Here is a 17,201-nt window from a genome sequence, read left to right on the forward strand (position 1 = left end):
CCTGCATGGATTGGACAGACTGGCAGCGCGTCCTGAAATGGCGCGCACTCGAAGAAAGCGATGCCGATGGCGTTCTCGTCAATGCGGAGCGTCGGCGTGAGGCCACGGCTCATTCTCGTGCAGGCCTGACCTCTGAAGACATCACCGGAGATGTGCTGGAGGAGCGTTCGGAGTCCTTTCTGGACAAACGTGCCGAATGGCTGGAGCGGGAGGCCGTTGGCTGGCGCGGTGAATTGATCCGCGTGCTGGAGCTGCTCTGTGTGCCGCAGGGGCGTTGGTCCTGGGCGCTGGCGGGCTGGGCTCTGGCACTGGTCATCGGTTACTGGTTTGCCGATCTGGGGCAGTCAGGTGAGTTCAATCTGCTGGCGCTGCCACTGGTGGGGCTGCTCGCTTGGAATGCGGTGGTCATTGTTCTGGGCATGCTGTGCGAATTCATGCCGGCCTCCGCTGTGGCGGGCCGTGGCGGCTGGGTGGCGGAATTTCTCGCACATGGCATTTCACGCATGGCCAGGTCCAGCGGTGCGGCTGCCGGCGGTGTGGCTGAGGCTGTGCGCTCCCGGTATGAGGAACTTGCCTGGCCTCTGGCTTGGCGGCGCTTGCAGATGCGGCTGCGCATGTGGCTCCACGTTGCGGCGGCCTTGCTGGCCCTCGGTGGTGCCGCAGCCCTTTATGCCCGCGGCTGGTCTCACGAATACCGTGCAGTCTGGGAAAGCACGCTGCTCGGAGAGCCCGAGGCAGCGGTTTTTTTTGAGTCCCTGTTCACCCCGGCCTCCAAAGTGCTCCGCGTGCCCGTGCCCTCAGAGCAGATACCGGGCATGCATCGGACGTTGGGAAAGGTGGAAAAACCCGCGCCAGCCCTGGCCTGGATCCACCTCTACTCCGGCACGCTGCTGGTGCTCATCGTGCTGCCGCGTCTTCTGCTTGCAGCACTGGGCGCGGCTCGTTGTTCCAGGGTTGTCTCGCAGCCGGCACGTGCCTTGAACTGGGGCGGCTACCTCCGGTCTTTGCTGCGTGCGGTGGAAGGCGGCAGCGAGCGCATTCAGGTGCTGGTGCATGCCATCGAGCCTACAGTTTCGCATCGCGAGGTGTGGGATCGTGGCGTGCGGGAGCGTTTTGGCGGCATGGCCCGTGCAGAGTACGTGCGCATCCCGGCGGGGGAGGAGGATGAATTTGCCGCTGCCTGGCAGCCTGTCAGCGCCAGCCTGGTGATGCTCTTCAGCATGGCCACCACCCCTGAGGCCGAAGTACAGCGTCGTCTCATCTCCGACGTGCGCCAGCGGCTCCTCACGCGGCACGCCGAGCCGGAGCTCATCGTGCTACTGGACGGCACCAGCCTGGCAGGCCGCTGGTCGCCTGAAAAAATAGCCGGACGTGAGCAGTTATGGTCCCAGATGGTCGAAGGACTGGCCTCTGAAGTCATTGTGGCCGTGCGCAAAGAATCCGCACGCGCAAAGTCTCCGGTGTCGTAATGTACATGAAATTTCTGTCTCTCGTGCCCGCTCTTTTTTCCAGAACCAAATCCTCCGGCCCTCCCGACAGGCAGGCCGCGGAAATGAATGTTCGCGATGCCTCGGACATCGTCACGCTGAGCCTCATTTCGCACACCAATGCGGGTAAGACCACGCTGGCGCGCACGCTCCTCCGTCGTGATGTCGGAGAGGTCCGGGATGCACCGCACGTCACCCTCTTCAACGAATCCCACTCCCTGCTCGAATCTGGCGGTTTCATGCTGCGGCTCTGGGACACGCCCGGCTTTGGAGACAGTGCCCGGCTGATGAAGCGTCTCAAGCGCGAGCGCAGCCCCGTCCTATGGTTTCTCTCGCAGACTTGGGACCGCATTACGGACCGGCCCTTGTGGTGCAGCCAGCAGGCGCTGAAAAATGTCCGCGATGAGGCAGACGTCGTTCTCTATCTCATCAATGCCGCCGAACCGCCCGAAGCCGCCGCCTATGTTGCCCCCGAGATGGAGATTCTCGGCTGGGTGGAAAAACCCGTGGTTGTCCTGCTGAATCAAACCGGCCTCTCCGCCAGCTCATCCCTGGAGGCTGCGGAGCTGGAATCCTGGCGGGTGCATCTGCAGCAGTTTGAGATCGTGCGTGAAGTCCTGACTCTGGACGCCTTTGCCCGCTGCTGGGTGCAGGAGGACATCCTCATGGATTCTCTGGCCCCCCTGATGCAGGGCTCCAAGATCCCGACCTTCCTCCAGATCAAGCGTGCCTGGGCTCGGCGAAATGTGGAGGTGTTTCAGACCTCGGTGCGCCTGATTTCAGAGCAGCTCACGGCTGCGCTGTTTGACGGCGTGGAGGTCCGTTCGGAAACCCTTCTGGAGCGCGTGGGCTGGCAGCGGGATGACCTCAACCGTGAATACAATGAGGCGCGTCAAAAACTGGCCACCCAGCTCGCTGACCGCACCGAGCAGACGACCAACAACCTTATTGAAGCCCATGGGCTCAAGGGACAGGCGGGTCATGAAATGAACGCGATTGCCCGCGAAAATTTCCACCTGCCCCAGGCCGTGTCTGAAAACATCTGGGGCGTGCTTGGCAGTTTCGCCGGCGGTGCCATGGGGGGGCTCATTGCCGACCTCAAGCTCGGGGGCATGACTTTCGGAGGCGGCGCTCTGCTCGGTGGTCTGGCCTCTGGCATCGGTGCCTATGCCCTGATCCGCAGCTACAACCTCGTTCGCGGCAGCGATCAGCGCCTGCGCTGGTCACGCGAGCACTTTCGTGAGCAGGTCAAGCTGGCTTTCCTTACCTACCTTGCCATCTGCCATTTTGGCCGGGGCCGCGGAGAATGGAAGGAAAGCGAGCAGCCGCAGCACTGGCGTGAGGTGGTGGATGAAGTGACCGATCTTCACGCGGACGCGCTGGATCATCTGTGGAAAGCGGGGGTGCAAAAAGACACCCAGCCTGCCACCCTGTCACGCCAGTCCCGTCAGATCACCGGCGACTGCATGGTCGCGCTCCTGGAGCGGCTGTATCCGGGCGTCGATTCTGCCGCTTGGCGCGCTTGAGCTCCGTCTTCACTCAAACGTCTCTCCAGCCTGGATTGAAAGCTCTGCCAGCAGCGCACGGCGCGTGCGCGGAAGTCAGCGGCTGATACATTCAGACTTTGCAGGCAGTCGCGATGATCCCAGGAGACGACGCAGGCAGTCGCGAAATGAATAGCCCGGAACTGCCAGCGCCAGAGGCGCTGCATGGCAGGAGTGAGTGTCTTGAGGCGCTCGAACAGGAAGTCACGCTGGAAGGAGAGATGTCCCATCTCATCGCGCAGGAGCTTTTTGGCGACCGTTTGCACGACAGGATCGCTGCAGCGCAGCGAAAGCAGGCCAAAATAAACCTCGGCGATGAGCTCGGCGGTAAGCAGCACCTGAATGTTGAACTCCAGGTTCACCAGATCACGCAGCCAGCGGAAGATGGAGTTCGTCCATTGCTTCTTCAGCAGAGTGCCGCGCAGATGCGTGACCGTGCGCGCCAGCAGTGCGGCGTGGCTTTGCTCCTCGGCCACAAAGAGATCCACGGCACGCTGGTAGCCTTGCAGGCTTTCGAGCGCAGCGATGCTGCGCGTGTAGCGGCGCAAACGCGTGCCGCCGCCGCTCTCGCCCAGTTGAAAGATGGCAAGGGAGCGCGCCAGGGCCGCACGAGTGGGCTCGGGCAGGTCACACGTGCAGTCCGGCAGTTGCAGCTCTTGATTGAGTCGCGTGTTGGTTTCGAAGTGGCTGATCCAATGTTGGGTGTTCATAAGGATTGTGGGTGGTTGGGTTAGGCGGCGTGGAGCATGGAGCGGAGAAATTCATGGACGGGGGAGCTGCGCATTTCGGCGGCGATCTGGCGGAGGCGCTGCATCACGGCATCCACCGTTTCATCCAGCGTGGAGGTGCCGGCCGTGACGCCCACGTTGCGCGCATCACGAAACCACCCGGGATCGAGTTCTTCCGGGCGTTCTATTTGCAGCGTCCGCAGTCCGTGGGCGGAAGATTTCTGCGCCAGCTGTCGCGTGTTGTTGCTGTTCCGCCCGCCGATGACAACGATGTGATCGCATTCGCGCAGCAGATCATCCATGGCCGTCTGTCGCTGCTTGGTGGGATGACAGATGGTGTCAACGAACCGTACCTCGGACCCGCTGTGCCGGCGTTTGATAGCATCCACCAATCGCAGCGCGATTTCGACCGGCTGAGTGGTCTGTGAGACGACCCCGAGCCGCGGATGCGCAGGAATGCGGTCCAGGTCTGCTTCTTCCTGCACGACGACGGCTGCCGGAAAGTCGCCGGTCAGACCTCGCACTTCAGCGTGCTGACTCTGGCCGATGACGACAGGCTGGTAGCCTTCGCTCACCAGCATCGCGAGTGCTTGATGCGCCTTTCTGACGAGTGGGCAGGTGGTGTCGATGACGGTGTGTCCCGCCTTTTGCCAGGACTGGTGGTGTTTGTCCGCAGCTCCATGCGCAGTGATGGCGACCTGTTGCGTGTGCGCACTTTGCAAATCCTCAAGGTCGCCGCGCTGTGCACCGAGGGTGGCGAGATGGCGGTCCACCAGGGGATTGTGGACGAGTTGGCCGAGGATCGTGAGCGGCGCACGCTGGGCGGCCGCATGGGTGCTGCGCAGGGCGTCGCGTACGCCGAAGCACATGCCGTGATGTTGGGCGAGGATGATGTTCATAGTGTTGTTAGCTTTGTGGGGCAAAGTGATTGGGTAAAAAGCAGTGGGTCAGGTTTGCTGTGCCGCTTTGACGATCTCGCCCAGCACCTCGACGTACTCCTTGAAGGCCTTGCGTCCCTCGGGAGTGAGCTCGTAGCTGGTGCGTGGGCGGGGGCCGGATTCGTCGCGGGTTTCCTTGATGTAACCGGCGGTGCCAAGCGTGCGTAGATGGGAGATGAGATTGCCGTCGCTCATGCTGAGTTCTGCCTTGAGATCCTGAAAGGCCCACTCCCCGCGTGTGGAGAGCAGCGTCATGATGGAGAGCCGGCCCTTTTCGTGAATGAGCTTGTCAATCTGATCGAAGTCGATCATTGCGGCTGCACCTCCGCAGGTTGGGCGCTCAAAAACACGGCCATGGCATACACCACGTGCAGCACGCCGAAGGTCAGGCCCATGACGGCAGACGCAGGTCCGAGGTCACTGGAGAGCAGGCGCACATCGCTGCACGCCGCCCAGCCGAAAAAGGCCAGCAAGCCCGCAAGCACAAAGGCCCAGCCGAGGCGCAGCAGCGAGCGGGGCGAAAAGCTGGCCGTGCTCAGCAGTGCCAGACCGTAGCACAGTGCCCAGACAAGTGCTGCCAGAGTGAGATTGTGCAGAAACACGATTAGCCCGATGCCGACGCTTCCCCCCACCAGCATCGGTGGCGCAAAGGCACGCAAGGCCATGCGCATGCCGGGCGAGACAAAAGGCTGGCTGCGGCGCCGGGCTTCCTTGGCTAGCAGAAACACGTTCAAAACTGAGGAGACCGCCAGAATGATGAGCCAGGTCTGTAGAAAGCACAGGTCGCACATCACGGCATCGCCTTGATTTTTCAGGGCGTGCCACACCGGCCACCCGGACGCCACAAGCGCCAGCGTGCCTCCGGTGAGTGCGGCGGGAGCTGACACTGCGCGGTAAATGTGCGCCTTTTCCATCAGGGAACGGATGATTCGAAGGTTCTCCAAGGCGGCTTCGGTCGTGCTCATGCAGATCACTTTGTGCGCCAAAGTGAATCATGCAAGTAAAACTTTGTGCCGCAAAGTCAGCATTCTCGGGCGCGGGGATGAAAACAAGCTTGGCATGCGATTATAATTACTATAAGTTAATGAAAGTGAACCTTTCCCCATCAGCCCTTCGCCAATTTCCCCGCCTTAGCTGGCGTGGCTGGTGCGCGGGCATGCTGTGCGCAGCCACTTTTTGGCCAGGCATGGCTCTGGGGAATGACCCCACAGCGGAGCAGCAGTACATGCTGGAACTGATCAATCGCTTCCGCACCGACCCTCAGGGGGAACTGTCAAACTTGGTCAATTTTTCTTCTCCCGGCGTATGGGCTGGCACCAAATCCGATGATCCCAGCATCGCCTACGCACTGAACTTTTTTGGCACCAGTGCCTCAGACTTGGCTTCGCAGTTTTCCACTCTGGTGGCCGCTCCGCCGCTGGCTTGGAACAGTGCCCTGAATGTGTCCGCCACAAACTATTCGAACCTGATGGTTACCAGCGACCAGCAGTCGCACACGCTGGACGGGTTGAGCCTTGAGCAGCGCATCATGAACGGCGGTTACGGCGCCAACTGGCTGAATGCCGGTGAAAACCTCTTTGCCTCGGCTCACTCGCCTTTTCATGCCCATGCTGCATTCGTGCTCGATTGGGGCGATGGCAATGGGGCGACCGCTGGCTATGGCAATGGCATTCAGAACCCGGCCGGACACCGCGATCTGCTGCTGGATTTGGCCATGAAGGAAATAGGCATCGGTTTTCAAAACATCGCCATTCCAGGGACCAATACCGCAGCCACCGGGCCTTATGTCATTACCGAGCATCTGGCTTCGCAGTTCCGCTATGATGGCACGAATTTCATCTCAGACGCCATACTCACGGGCTCCATCTATCAGGACACGATCCTGGCGGACGCCTTCTACACCCCGGGGGAGGGGCTGGCCGGGGAGTTGATCAATGTTTACAACGATGTCACCGGCATCCTTGTGGCCAGCGGATTCAGCAACAGCGCCGGCGGTTTTAACATCGCGCTGACTGGTCTTGTGAATGGAGTGGTTTATCGCGTGGAGGCACCAGACACCGGTCTTGCCGCCAGGACTTTCACTCTGACCGAGCACACGGACGACTACGGCGTTCCCGTACTGGTTTACGACAACGTCTATGAGTCTTTCGCTGTTGTCCCCGAGCCCGGCAGTCTGCTGCTCTGCCTGATCGCAGGCCTCCCTTGGCTCTGGTCCCGCACACGTCACACTCTTCGCTGATTCATCATGAGACCCATCATCCTCCTCCTGCTGCTGTCCGTCGTCTCCACTATGGCCCAGTTACCTGCCTCATCTCTGGCCACCGAGATCCGCGCCATCATTGATGAATACGAAAACTCCGTCCGCGCCAACACTCAGAAGCTCATCGCCGCCGCCACCGAGGAGGAAAAGAACAAATACCGCGCCAGCATTCCCAGCGCCGGCCCCTATGCCACAAAGATGATGAAGTTGGTGCAGGCAAACCTGGACCAGCCGGACGTGGTGAAAGCTGTGAACTGGCTGGTTACCGGCGCGGCCGGTTTTCCCGAAGGTCAGGAAGCCCTGAAGATGCTCGGCTCCACCTTTGCAGACCGCGCAGGTATTGCCGAGGCGGTGAAGCAGCTCGAATACCACGGCCTGCCCGCTGAGCCTGTGCTCAAGGCCGTGATCGAGAAAAACAAGCATCGCGACGAAAAAGCCGCCGCTCTCTACGCTCTTGGCGCCATCCATTTCAAGAACTTTGACGCCTCTGCCGACCGCGCCTCGGCCGAAGCCTCCAAGGAGAAAGCGGTCGAATGTTTCAAGAAGCTCTACGCCGACTATGAGGATGTCACCATTCAGGGCTTCAAGCTGTCCGATTTCGCCGCAAAAATGTTCTTCGAGATGACGAGCCTGCAGGTCGGCTGCGAAGCACCCGAAATCGAGGGCAAGGACGCCGACGGTGTGAACTTCAAGCTCAGCGACTACCGCGGCAAATACGTTATCGTCATCTTCTGGGGCGGCTGGTGCCATGCCTGCCACGGCACGCTGCCGCTGATGAACCAGGCTGCAGAACAGCTCAAAGACAAAAACGCCGTCGTGATCGGGGTGAACACCGACATCGAGACCGAGGCCAAAAAGGCGCTGGCCGATTACAAGGTGAACTTCCGCAACGTGCTGGACAACACCAGCAGCGGCCCCAACACCACGCTCTACAACCTGCGCAATTTCCCAACGCTTTACCTCATCGACCCCAAAGGCGTGATCGCCATCAAAAACGGCACCTTGGACGCGATGGTGTCGCAGATCACAGCTGGCAAATAAGCGGAAGGCTGGACAGGGGAGTACCCCCCAACGATGCCAAAGGAGGGTTGGGTCACCTCAACTTTTCGGCTCTCTAAATGGTTCAGTTTCATTAAAAACTTGCCATTTCTATGAAAAACCATAATTATACGGCATTATAAGGCCAGATTTAGGTGCTCCGTCCTCATGCTTCCACTCATCGATCAGATCCTCAAAGACTCGGGTTGTGCCGATCTTCCTGCCGTGCGGCAGGCGGTGGAGGATGCCTGTTTCAATCAGACCTCCTTTGTGGATGCCGTGCTGGATTGTGAAGGCGTGCGTGAGCGCGACTTCCTCACCGCCTTGGCCAAAACGCTCAACCTGCCATGGTGGGAACCCAAAGAAGATGACCAGCCAGCAGAGCAGGGCATGCGCCGTCTGCTGCCGGCAGAGATCGCCCTCCGCCATCGCCTTCTTCCCGTTTTCACGGAGGAAACAAAAAGCGAAGACGGCGCGGAGTTGGAGCGCACGCTCCACATCGCCACCTTTGATCCCCTCAGCCTCGTCGCGCATCAGCGTGTGGCCGCCAGCCTGACCATGCCTGTGGTCTGGCACGTGGGGCAGCGCACCCGCATCGTCGAAGGATTGCAAAAACTCTACGGCCTCGGTGCAGACACCTTTGAGAAGATCCTGCGTGGGCGTGCTGACTGGGGCGCGGAAGATCTGAAGGATGAAGTCACCGTGCTCGATGAACCCGAGGACGAAGAAGCCTCCGTCGTGCGCTTCGTGAATCAAATCATCCGCCGTGGTCTGGAACAACGCGCCACGGACATTCACGTGGAGCCGCAGCAGGATCGCCTGCGCATTCGCTACCGCATCGACGGCCGCCTCGAAGAGCTGCCTGTGCCGGAGAACATCAAGTCTCTCCAGGCTTCCGTGATCGCACGCCTCAAGATCATGGCTCGTCTCGACATCGCCGAAAAACGACTGCCGCAGGATGGCCGCATCAATCTCGAACTCGATGGCCTCGCCATCGATGTGCGTGTGGCCACCATTCCATCGGTGGAAGGGGAGAGCGTCAGCCTGCGTCTGCTCGCACAGCAGCAGGTCACCGTGAACCGCCTCGGCCTCACCGACAACATCCGCCCCGTGGTCGATGAACTGCTGAAACTGCCCAACGGCATCATCCTCATCACCGGCCCCACCGGCAGCGGCAAATCGACCACGTTGTACGCCTTCCTCACCGATCTCAATCAGACGCACCGGCGCATCGTCACCATCGAAGATCCGGTGGAGTACAAGATGCCCGGCATCGTGCAGATCGCGGTAAAGCCCGAGATCGGCCTCACCTTCGGCGCTGGGCTGCGCAGCATTCTGCGCGGCGATCCCAATGTCGTGATGATTGGGGAAATGCGCGATCTCGAAACCACTGAGATCGCCGTGCGCGCCGCGCTCACAGGCCACCTTGTTTTCAGCACCCTCCACACCAATGACGCCATCGGCGGCATCACCCGTCTCATCGACATGGGCGTGGAGCCCTTCCTCGTCTCCAGTGCCGTGCGCGCCTTCTTTGCCCAGCGTCTCGTGCGCAAGCTCTGTCCGCAGTGCAAAACCCCCACGCAGGTGGAGGAGGGCTATCTCAAGTCCATCGGCTTTCCCGCGCATCTGCCCGGCAAGATCATGCGCGCCGTGGGTTGCGAGGCCTGCCGCGGCAGCGGCTTCCAGGGCCGTCTCTCCATCTACGAGGTCTGCCTGGTCACTCCTGCTTTGCAGCACCTCATCAACAGCCGCGCACATCCGGCCGAGTTTCACAAGCAGGCCATCAAGGACGGCTACATCCCCATGCGCGGTTACGGCTTTCAGAAAGTGCTCAGCGGCGAGACCACCGTCGAGGAAGTCCTCAGTGTCACCGCCGCTGGCGACCGCAGCCACTCGTCTCAGACAACGGTCCTGCCTCCCACCCGTCTAGCTGCCTGACCATGCCCACCTTTATCTACAGCGCGCAAGGCCCCTCCGGTGTGATCACCGGAGAGCTCGCTGCGTCGGATCGCAGCGAAGCGTTTGCACTGCTGGGGAAAAAGAAAATTCAGCCCATCATGCTCGAAGCCGCAGGGGATGCCAAAGCTTCTGCCAGCACTGCCGCCAAGGCCCGGCAAAATGCTGCGGCAGCAGAAGCGATCCCGGGAGGTCCCATCAGGCTCAAGCTCCCTCAGGTTGTCCTCTTTATCGAAGAGCTCTCCGACCTCGTCGGCGCAGGCATCCAGCTCGAGCCTGCGCTAGCCACCATGGAGCGCCGCCGCGAGCTCTCCGGCATCAAGACACTCGCCACCGTCCTGCGTGGCAAGGTGCGCGATGGCATGGCATTTTCCAAAGCCATCGCGGCCACCAGCCCCAGTTTTGGCAAGCTCTTCTGCGCGCTCGTCTCGGCAGGTGAGGCCAGCGGCTCTCTCGGCATCATCCTGAAGCGTCAGGCCCAGTACATGCGCTCGTTGCAGGCCCTGAAGTCCAAGGTGCTTTCCGCGCTGCTCTACCCGGCCTTCCTCATTGTCGCAGCAGTCTCCGTCACGCTGCTCTTTGTGGTCTATCTCATTCCGAAACTCACGGAGATGCTCGACTCCACCGGGGGCTCCCTGCCGTTGGCCGCGCAGATCATCCTGAAGGTCAGCGACGTCTTCAAGGCCTCCTGGTGGATGATTATCCTTGGCGGAATCGTCAGCTACATTCTTGGCAAGGCTTGGATCTCACGCCCGGAGTCCGCCATTCCGTGGGCCCGCTTCAAACTGCGCATCCCCCTCTTCGGCGCCATCTTCCGCGCCCGCTTTTACGTCCAGTTTCTCGAAACGATGGCAAACCTCCTCGGCAACGGCCTCACCATGGTGCATGCCATGCAGCTTACCCACCAGGCCACGGACAATCCCTACCTGCGCCAGGAGTTCGAAAGCGTCATGCGCAATGTGGGCGAAGGCGTCTCGCTCTCCCGGGCGCTAGATCGCAGCGGACAGTTTCCTCCGCTTCTCATCGACATGGTGAACATTGGCGAGCAGACAGGCGACATGCCCGCAGCACTCGCACGTGCCGCCGAGCGCTTTGACCGCGAACTCACCAAGAAGATCGACACCCTCGCAGCACTCATTCAGCCTCTCATCGTCTGCCTCATGGCGGCCATGGTCGGCCTCATGGCCTACCTCATGATGACCACCATCTTCCAGACCATTTCCAGCATCAATAAATAGAGGCTCTGCTGCTCCCAAAACATCCACATGAAACACACACACACACAACCATGCCACCCGACGTCCGGCTTCACCCTCGTCGAGATGATCCTTGTGCTCGCCATCGTGGCGCTCCTGGTGGGCGCGGCCATCGTCAATTTCGGCGGTGTGCTTGAGGGGGGCAAAAAAACCACCGCCAAAGGCAACATCAGCAGCATCACCTCCGCTCTGCGCGCCTACGAAGTGGACAACATGTTCCTTCCCACCACCGAGCAGGGTCTCTCAGCCCTCGTGGAAAAACCCGCCAGCCGTCCGGTTCCCCAGAGCTGGAGCCCCAAGCTCAAAAAGCTGCCCATCGACCCCTGGGGCAACGCCTACCACTACCGCCGCCCCGGCGTCAAAGACAAGACCGGGTTCGATGTCTATTCCTCCGGTCCTGACGGCATCGCTGACAATGCCGACGACGTCGGCAGCTGGGATCAATAAAGAAGAAAAAAGTGACTCACTGCAAGTCCATCACCAAGACCTTGCAAACCACGCTGAATACTCGGCGTGGTGTTAGTCATTCCTGCGCAACGGGCTTCACCCTGCTGGAGATCATTGTCGCGATGACGCTCACCATGATGATCATCGGCATTGCCACGGTCAGCATCTCCGGTGTGCGTGCTGAGGACAAGCTGCGGCGTGCGGCGGCCATGATCGAAACCACGGCCCGGCAGAACATGCTGCAGGCGCTCAACAGCCAGCAGACGGTGCGCATGGAGCTTTCCGCCGGCGCATTCGGCGCCACTGATGAGTTCAGCGGCATGCTGCAGGTGCGCCGCTATGGCGAGACCGCCTTTCGCAAGCCCAGGCGCGGCGAAGCCTGGGAGTTCACCCCCAGTGGCATCTGCGAGCCCATCGAGGTTCGCATCAGCGGCCCCGCAGGGCAGATCGAGATCGGCTTCGATCCGCTCACCGGCTGCGCGAAACGCAAATCCATTCAGGTCAACGGATGAAACACCTGCGCACATCCTCTTCCTCTCAAGGTTTCGCCCTGCTCGAAATCATCATCGCGCTGGCGTTGTTTTCGCTCGTTGCGGTCAGCATGACGCGCGCCATCGAGGAGATCGCCAAAGCTTCCACCTCGGCACGCCAGGAGGCACAGGTGCTCCGCGTGCTGGAGTCCGTGCTCGCCGAAGTCGCGCACCAGCCCGAGTTCAAGGCCGCCAGCATCTCCTTCAATCCCACCGCCGACCACATCGATGCCAGCGCCACGATTGAGAAGGTCAAACTTATCAACAAGGACAAGGTCGAGCTCGACCACATGTTTCGCATCCGCGCCGAAGCATGGATCAATGACGGGCGCACGCGGCGCATGAAACGCAGCATGGAAACCTATGTGTACTCGCCCCGCAGTCCGATCTAAGGCCGCGTTCACGCTGCTCGAGGTCATCATGGCCATGGCGCTCATCGGTTTCATCCTGAGCGCTGTTTATGGCGTGGCCAATGGTGCGCTCCAGCTCGGCAAATCCATGAGCACCTCACGGGTGGCCGAGACTCGTATCAGCAACTTTGTCACCCAGTGGCGTGATTACCTGGAAACCATGGACCCGGGAATCCAGCTCAGCGCCGGCTTGGAAAAAGTGGCGCGTGGTGCCTCGGGCAGCCTGTTCATCGCAGGTGGTCACATGCCCTTTGCGTGGGAGCGTCATCTGAAGCTCGCCGATGCTGTCGAATTCGGTGTCGTGCGCAATCGTGAGGCCAAAGATTTGAGCCTCGTCGTCCGCCATTTCAAGATCAATCCCAAAGCCCGCACTCCGGGGGAGTACAATCTCATCGCCGAGCTCCCCATCCTCGAAGGGCTCAGGCAGATGCAGTGGCAGTTTTATGAGCCGGAGGAAAAGAAATGGTACACCAGCTGGGACCCCAAGAAGCGTCCGCAGCCTCCTCTTTTCATGAAGCTCAAGTTCGCCTTCACCGCCGACCCACGCGAGCACGAGTACACCTTTTGGATCGCCAACGATCTCGCTCAGACCAGCGTGCCGCAGAGCCCTCCTCCGCAATGACGCATCAACTTCCAGTCATCGAAGATCGGATGATGGGCGGTGCAGCCTGTCAGGAAGTCCGTGCGCGTCGTTCGGGCTTCGTCATTCGTTCGTCATTCCGCACTCGTCATTCGTCATTGGAAAACGGCTCCGCTCTCATCGTGGTTTTCTGGATGATCGCGATCCTCGGCATGGTGGTGTTTTCGGGGGCCAAGGCTCTGCAGGCGGACTCCCAGTTCACACGCATGATGCGAGGGCGCATTTTTGCCAAGCGCTATGCGGAAATGGGCCTGGAGGTGGCGCGCCACCCTGTCATGCGCGAAGACGACCCGCTGCTCCACTTCAGCGCAAACGATGGCGGTGGCTACAACGTCAGGCTCGTGGCCGAGGAGGCCCGGCTGAACGCCAACCATCTCATCCTCTCAGGCGACAAAGTGCTGCTTCGCCGTCTCTTCACCAGCTGGGGCTTCAAGCCCGAGTTCGTTTCTGCCTTGTGCGATGCGCTGAAGGACTGGGTCGATGCAGACGGCCATGCCAGCCTCAATGGCGCCGAAAAACGCGAATACGAAAAGATGGGCTTTGAGGGCATGCCCTACAACCGGCCCTTCAAGGAGGTCGAGGAGATGCTGCTCGTCCGCGGCATGGACATCGTCAACGCCGAGCGGCCGGACTGGCGCGAATGGTTCACCGTCTTTGGCGACGGCCGTGTGGACGTGAATGACGCACGTCCGGAGCTCATCGCACTCCTGGCAGATGTGCCTCTGGAGCGTGTGCAGCCCCTGCTCACGCTGCGCGCGGGTCGTGATGGTGCCCTGCACACGCAGGATGATGTTCGGCTTGGCAGTGTGCCGCAGGTGGCGCAGCTGCTGGGGGTCTATCAGCCTCAGATCCTGGCTCAGCTTACGCAGTGGATTCAATTCGCCGGTCCCATCCGCCGCATCGAGAGCGTCGGCTCTCTCGGTCCCCTGAAACGCAAACTCATCCTCATCACGCAGGACGGCAGAGCCGTCTGGCGCGGTGAAATTCCCTCCCATGGCAAAGACACGTAAACATCCCTGCGAGCTGCTGCTTCCTGGTGCGCAAGTCTGGCAAAGCTGGGCTGGTGCGGAGGGCGCTGCATGCCAGCTGACTGCTGAGCAAAACGCCGAAGGCGCCACCTTTGGCAAGGACGCGCAGCATCGCGTGCTCGCGCTTCCCGCCGTGCATTTCTGGGCGCTGCCAGCCTGGCTCAAAGGTCAGCCTGAGCATCTTCGCAGCATGGGCCTTCTGCACCTTGAGCGCATGGGCATCAAGGCCGGTGACGGCGAAAACGGAGTGCAGGTTCGCAACATGCAGGGAAAGGAGGGCGCGTATCTCACCCGCATTCTCGCGCTCAAAGATCTCGCCACACCGCTCGCAGACACCTCGCGCCTGCCAGATGAGGTTACACTTCATGCGTTGTGCTATCCTCTGGTGCAGAACAGCCTCACGATTTTCCGTGAGCTGGGGCGTCTCGTGGTTGCCATCACCAGCGGGCCTCAGCTGATTTATTGCACCCCTCTGTCCGCGATCAGGCTGGATGGCAATGCACTCGCAGAGCTCAATAACATCTGTCTGCAGCTTGGCTTCCAGGGCGTGCTGGGCCGTCTCGAAAGCATCGTCCTGTGGATAGATGAAGGGGACCTCGCACAGATCCAGCGTGTGACGGGGTTGGCCGCCTACCGCTGCGAGATGCCGGCACCCACCATGCCTGAGCGTGGCTCCAGCCTCATCATGCCGCAGGATGTGATTTCGGAGCGTCAAAATCAGACGCGCCGTGCAAAGACACGCTTCATGGCCCTGGCCGTCGGAACGGTGATCGCAGCGGCTATCGCTCTCGTCGCCACTCTCACCTCCCTGGCTTTGCAGGAGCGCAACATGCTGCGTGAAAAAGTCGCCATGCTCACCCCTCGGGCCTCCAAGGTCATGGATCACAAGAAAGCATGGCAGGAGGCCGCGCCTGCGGCTGATCCCTCAGTCTGGCCGCAGCAGGTGCTGCTCCACCTCATGGAGCCTCCGTCCTCCAAGGAGGTCTCCATCACACACTGGGAATGGACGCCGGAGCGCATGAGCCTCCGGGGGCGCATGCCCAATGCCACGCTGGCCTTTGAATACATCCAGGCGCTCAAGTCGGTCGAGGCACTTGCGCCTTACGGCCTGAATGGTCCGCCACCGGCATTTGCCAGCGACAACAGCGCCAGCTTTGAACTGAAAGGAGGACTCGGAGAATGAAGAGGAGCGAGAAAGTTCTTCTTGGCGTTTTTGCCTTCCTGTTCCTCGTCATCATTGGCGGTGGCGGGCTCATGTACGCCTTTAGAAACTACATGGCCATACGGGAGGAGAACAGCTCCCTTCGCGACCGCCTTGCCGACATGAACCTCGCCATCTCGCAGGGGGCGGAATGGGCGGACAGGTACGGCTGGCTCGAAGAAAACTGCCCAGGCTTCACCAGCCGCCAGGAGGCTTCAGCCAGGCTGCTTGAAGTCATCACTGCAGAGGCGGACAAAATGGGTGTCGCCGTCGGCGGCAAGGAGTTCATCGAGGCCGAGCGCGTTCTTGGGCCAGACGGTCTGCCTCTTGAGGAGACTCTCGGCTACTTTGACAAAGCCACGGTGAAGATCACCCTCGCCGGCGTCAAGGAGCAGGCCTTTTTTGCCTGGCTGCATGCGTTGCAGCAGCCCGCCAGTTTCCTGGGCGTAACCCGCATGCAGATCAATCCCAGCGGCACCAGCAAGACGGTCAATGCCGAGGTCGAGTTCACCCAGTTTTACCGTGAAAAAGCGGCCCCCAAGGTCAGCAAAGTCAACTAGCCATGAATCCCTTCATTCTATCCATGTCGGTTTTTGGACTGGCCATCTTCGCTTTGCATGCTCCGGCTCAGGAAGCAAAGCCTCGTAAGGATGCACCCGTATCCTTTCCCAAGCTCCAGCATTTTGCCGCCTTGTGGGAGCGCTCCATCTTCACCACCAAAGACCTTCCTTCGCCAGATGCGCCAGCCGGTCCAAACTTTGCCGACAATCTCAGCCTCTCCGGCATCTATGAGATCGACGGCGGCGTCGTTGCGGTGCTCGTGGACCGCACTACCTCGCAAGTCATGGAGGCTCGCATTGGGTCTGAAAACGAAATGGGCATCAAGATACGTGCTGTGAAACCCGGCGAGAGTGTGGACAAAACACGCATCCAGTTGCAGAAAGGTGACCAGGCCGGATGGATCAGCTTTGCCGACCCCGCCGCCGCCGCTCCGCCCATCGAAGTCAGGAGCGCCATTCCCTCGCAGCAGGCCTTGGCGCCGGCTCAGCGCCAGGGCCTGCCGCAGCGCCCAAACGCAGTCCCGTCTCCAGGCCAGACGGCTCTGCCGCCAAACCCCATTCTTCCGCCGCCGTCCATGTCAGCGCCGGTTCCGTCGGGTGCCCCTGGCGCCTCGGCACCCAAGATCAATGATGTGCCGCTCCCCCCACCGTGAGGTAGGCGGCCCATGTTCAGGACTTGCCAGCAGACGGTTTGCTGCGGAAGTGTGTCGGCATGCCTCATGTCCCAGGTCTGCGCAGTTGCTACGCCAAAGTCGGCCGCCTCATTTATTTCGGCCGTATGCTCGACAAGGTCCGCCTTCACGCTGCTTCAAAGCTTCCCGCCGACTACACAGCGCAGTTGGGCGACTCTCAGTTTTACACGCTGGATGGACGCTGTTGCCGGTTTCTCGGCGTGCCTTACTCGGCGCTCCAGACTCGCGTTCTCGAAGGCGGTTCCGATGAGGAAATTCTCGCCTGGGTGCACGCTTGCGGCATCACGCGCTCTGACGAGGAGTGCCATATGTGGAATCGCTTTATCGCCAAGCTTGGCTGGCGGGACGAGCGTTCAGCCGTTCTCCCGCAGCGGATTCTCGACAGCGGTCTGGTCGGCAAGCCCATCGAGACCCTCATCGATCACATCGAGTATGATGAGGGCCGCGATCCCGTCGGCGACCGCGCCTGGGAAGGCATTTGAGCCA

General features: G+C 60.7%; 19 protein-coding genes. 15 read left to right on the forward strand and 4 right to left on the reverse strand.

What is annotated here, in order from left to right; genetic code table 11:
• Nucleotides 1-5: 5 nt before the first annotated feature.
• Nucleotides 6-1,469 carry a hypothetical protein gene (locus ACFQDI_RS08030; protein WP_377165245.1) on the forward strand — a complete coding sequence of 488 codons (1,464 nt, stop codon included), beginning with the start codon at nt 6-8 and terminating at the stop codon, nt 1,467-1,469.
• A gap of 5 nt (nt 1,470-1,474) precedes the next feature.
• Nucleotides 1,475-3,013, forward strand: a complete 1,539-nt coding sequence (locus ACFQDI_RS08035) for a GTPase domain-containing protein (protein ID WP_377165247.1) — start codon at nt 1,475-1,477, stop codon at nt 3,011-3,013.
• Here ACFQDI_RS08035 and ACFQDI_RS08040 read toward each other — a convergent pair.
• The 4 genes from ACFQDI_RS08040 to ACFQDI_RS08055 are packed head-to-tail and all read right to left on the reverse strand — an operon-like array spanning nt 2,935 to nt 5,662.
• Entirely contained in the window at nt 2,935-3,741 is an 807-nt protein-coding gene (locus ACFQDI_RS08040) for a hypothetical protein (RefSeq protein ID WP_377165249.1), read from the reverse strand. The two genes, ACFQDI_RS08035 and ACFQDI_RS08040, sit on opposite strands and share 79 nt — an antisense overlap.
• A 20-nt stretch (nt 3,742-3,761) precedes the next feature.
• A complete protein-coding gene (ispH, locus tag ACFQDI_RS08045) occupies nt 3,762-4,658 on the reverse strand; it encodes a 4-hydroxy-3-methylbut-2-enyl diphosphate reductase (protein ID WP_377165251.1) in 897 nt (298 codons plus the stop codon).
• Between the two features lie 48 nt (nt 4,659-4,706).
• On the reverse strand, nt 4,707-5,009 hold the full coding sequence (locus ACFQDI_RS08050) for a transcriptional regulator (protein WP_377165253.1): 303 nt from the start codon (nt 5,007-5,009) through the stop codon (nt 4,707-4,709).
• Entirely contained in the window at nt 5,006-5,662 is a 657-nt protein-coding gene (locus ACFQDI_RS08055; RefSeq protein WP_377165255.1) for a hypothetical protein, read from the reverse strand. The genes ACFQDI_RS08050 and ACFQDI_RS08055 overlap by 4 nt, the downstream gene beginning before the upstream one ends.
• A 221-nt stretch (nt 5,663-5,883) precedes the next feature.
• On the opposite strand from ACFQDI_RS08055, the gene ACFQDI_RS08060 reads away from it, so the two are divergent.
• From ACFQDI_RS08060 to ACFQDI_RS08120, 13 genes are all read left to right on the forward strand, one after another.
• The gene (locus ACFQDI_RS08060; protein WP_377165257.1) at nt 5,884-6,936 is read left to right on the forward strand and encodes a CAP domain-containing protein; all 1,053 of its coding nucleotides are present in this window, start codon (nt 5,884-5,886) and stop codon (nt 6,934-6,936) included.
• Between the two features lie 6 nt (nt 6,937-6,942).
• Entirely contained in the window at nt 6,943-7,998 is a 1,056-nt protein-coding gene (locus tag ACFQDI_RS08065) for a peroxiredoxin family protein (RefSeq protein WP_377165259.1), read from the forward strand.
• 165 nt (nt 7,999-8,163) lie between these two features.
• Complete coding sequence (locus ACFQDI_RS08070) at nt 8,164-9,933, forward strand: GspE/PulE family protein (protein ID WP_377165261.1); 1,770 nt, start codon at nt 8,164-8,166, stop codon at nt 9,931-9,933.
• A gap of 2 nt (nt 9,934-9,935) precedes the next feature.
• Nucleotides 9,936-11,189, forward strand: a complete 1,254-nt coding sequence (locus tag ACFQDI_RS08075) for a type II secretion system F family protein (protein ID WP_377165263.1) — start codon at nt 9,936-9,938, stop codon at nt 11,187-11,189.
• A gap of 27 nt (nt 11,190-11,216) precedes the next feature.
• Nucleotides 11,217-11,654 carry a type II secretion system major pseudopilin GspG gene (gspG, locus tag ACFQDI_RS08080; RefSeq protein ID WP_377165265.1) on the forward strand — a complete coding sequence of 146 codons (438 nt, stop codon included), beginning with the start codon at nt 11,217-11,219 and terminating at the stop codon, nt 11,652-11,654.
• Between the two features lie 41 nt (nt 11,655-11,695).
• On the forward strand, nt 11,696-12,166 hold the full coding sequence (locus tag ACFQDI_RS08085; protein ID WP_377165267.1) for a pilus assembly FimT family protein: 471 nt from the start codon (nt 11,696-11,698) through the stop codon (nt 12,164-12,166).
• Complete coding sequence (locus ACFQDI_RS08090) at nt 12,163-12,576, forward strand: type IV pilus modification PilV family protein (RefSeq protein WP_377165269.1); 414 nt, start codon at nt 12,163-12,165, stop codon at nt 12,574-12,576. Before ACFQDI_RS08085 ends, ACFQDI_RS08090 begins: the two co-directional genes overlap by 4 nt.
• Nucleotides 12,548-13,216, forward strand: coding sequence for a type II secretion system protein (locus ACFQDI_RS08095; RefSeq protein ID WP_377165271.1), 669 nt, complete (start codon nt 12,548-12,550; stop codon nt 13,214-13,216). The genes ACFQDI_RS08090 and ACFQDI_RS08095 overlap by 29 nt, the downstream gene beginning before the upstream one ends.
• A complete protein-coding gene (locus ACFQDI_RS08100; protein ID WP_377165273.1) occupies nt 13,213-14,244 on the forward strand; it encodes a type II secretion system minor pseudopilin in 1,032 nt (343 codons plus the stop codon). Before ACFQDI_RS08095 ends, ACFQDI_RS08100 begins: the two co-directional genes overlap by 4 nt.
• Entirely contained in the window at nt 14,228-15,445 is a 1,218-nt protein-coding gene (locus ACFQDI_RS08105; RefSeq protein ID WP_377165275.1) for a hypothetical protein, read from the forward strand. The genes ACFQDI_RS08100 and ACFQDI_RS08105 overlap by 17 nt, the downstream gene beginning before the upstream one ends.
• Nucleotides 15,442-16,023, forward strand: a complete 582-nt coding sequence (locus ACFQDI_RS08110; protein ID WP_377165277.1) for a hypothetical protein — start codon at nt 15,442-15,444, stop codon at nt 16,021-16,023. Before ACFQDI_RS08105 ends, ACFQDI_RS08110 begins: the two co-directional genes overlap by 4 nt.
• 2 nt (nt 16,024-16,025) lie before the next feature.
• Nucleotides 16,026-16,676 carry a hypothetical protein gene (locus ACFQDI_RS08115; RefSeq protein ID WP_377165279.1) on the forward strand — a complete coding sequence of 217 codons (651 nt, stop codon included), beginning with the start codon at nt 16,026-16,028 and terminating at the stop codon, nt 16,674-16,676.
• 59 nt (nt 16,677-16,735) lie between these two features.
• Complete coding sequence (locus ACFQDI_RS08120; protein ID WP_377165281.1) at nt 16,736-17,197, forward strand: DUF5069 domain-containing protein; 462 nt, start codon at nt 16,736-16,738, stop codon at nt 17,195-17,197.
• The last annotated feature ends 4 nt before the right edge of the window (nt 17,198-17,201 follow it).

It is taken from the genome of Prosthecobacter fluviatilis (assembly GCF_042655725.1).
GTDB classification, from domain to species: Bacteria; Verrucomicrobiota; Verrucomicrobiia; order Verrucomicrobiales; family Verrucomicrobiaceae; genus Prosthecobacter; species Prosthecobacter fluviatilis.

Excerpts from the sequence above, each read along its gene's own strand:
- ACFQDI_RS08095 (WP_377165271.1), top strand. The coding sequence starts at position 12,548 with ATGTGTACTCGCCCCGCAGTCCGATCTAAGGCCGCGTTCACGCTGCTC.
- ACFQDI_RS08065 (WP_377165259.1), top strand. The coding sequence starts at position 6,943 with ATGAGACCCATCATCCTCCTCCTGCTGCTGTCCGTCGTCTCCACTATG.
- ACFQDI_RS08040 (WP_377165249.1), bottom strand. The coding sequence starts at position 3,741 with ATGAACACCCAACATTGGATCAGCCACTTCGAAACCAACACGCGACTC.
- ACFQDI_RS08100 (WP_377165273.1), top strand. The coding sequence starts at position 13,213 with ATGACGCATCAACTTCCAGTCATCGAAGATCGGATGATGGGCGGTGCA.
- ACFQDI_RS08055 (WP_377165255.1), bottom strand. The coding sequence starts at position 5,662 with ATGAGCACGACCGAAGCCGCCTTGGAGAACCTTCGAATCATCCGTTCC.
- ACFQDI_RS08115 (WP_377165279.1), top strand. The coding sequence starts at position 16,026 with ATGAATCCCTTCATTCTATCCATGTCGGTTTTTGGACTGGCCATCTTC.
- ispH (WP_377165251.1), bottom strand. The coding sequence starts at position 4,658 with ATGAACATCATCCTCGCCCAACATCACGGCATGTGCTTCGGCGTACGC.
- ACFQDI_RS08070 (WP_377165261.1), top strand. The coding sequence starts at position 8,164 with ATGCTTCCACTCATCGATCAGATCCTCAAAGACTCGGGTTGTGCCGAT.
- ACFQDI_RS08060 (WP_377165257.1), top strand. The coding sequence starts at position 5,884 with ATGGCTCTGGGGAATGACCCCACAGCGGAGCAGCAGTACATGCTGGAA.
- ACFQDI_RS08035 (WP_377165247.1), top strand. The coding sequence starts at position 1,475 with ATGAAATTTCTGTCTCTCGTGCCCGCTCTTTTTTCCAGAACCAAATCC.
- gspG (WP_377165265.1), top strand. The coding sequence starts at position 11,217 with ATGAAACACACACACACACAACCATGCCACCCGACGTCCGGCTTCACC.
- ACFQDI_RS08110 (WP_377165277.1), top strand. The coding sequence starts at position 15,442 with ATGAAGAGGAGCGAGAAAGTTCTTCTTGGCGTTTTTGCCTTCCTGTTC.
- ACFQDI_RS08075 (WP_377165263.1), top strand. The coding sequence starts at position 9,936 with ATGCCCACCTTTATCTACAGCGCGCAAGGCCCCTCCGGTGTGATCACC.
- ACFQDI_RS08090 (WP_377165269.1), top strand. The coding sequence starts at position 12,163 with ATGAAACACCTGCGCACATCCTCTTCCTCTCAAGGTTTCGCCCTGCTC.
- ACFQDI_RS08030 (WP_377165245.1), top strand. The coding sequence starts at position 6 with ATGGATTGGACAGACTGGCAGCGCGTCCTGAAATGGCGCGCACTCGAA.
- ACFQDI_RS08120 (WP_377165281.1), top strand. The coding sequence starts at position 16,736 with ATGCCTCATGTCCCAGGTCTGCGCAGTTGCTACGCCAAAGTCGGCCGC.
- ACFQDI_RS08050 (WP_377165253.1), bottom strand. The coding sequence starts at position 5,009 with ATGATCGACTTCGATCAGATTGACAAGCTCATTCACGAAAAGGGCCGG.
- ACFQDI_RS08105 (WP_377165275.1), top strand. The coding sequence starts at position 14,228 with ATGGCAAAGACACGTAAACATCCCTGCGAGCTGCTGCTTCCTGGTGCG.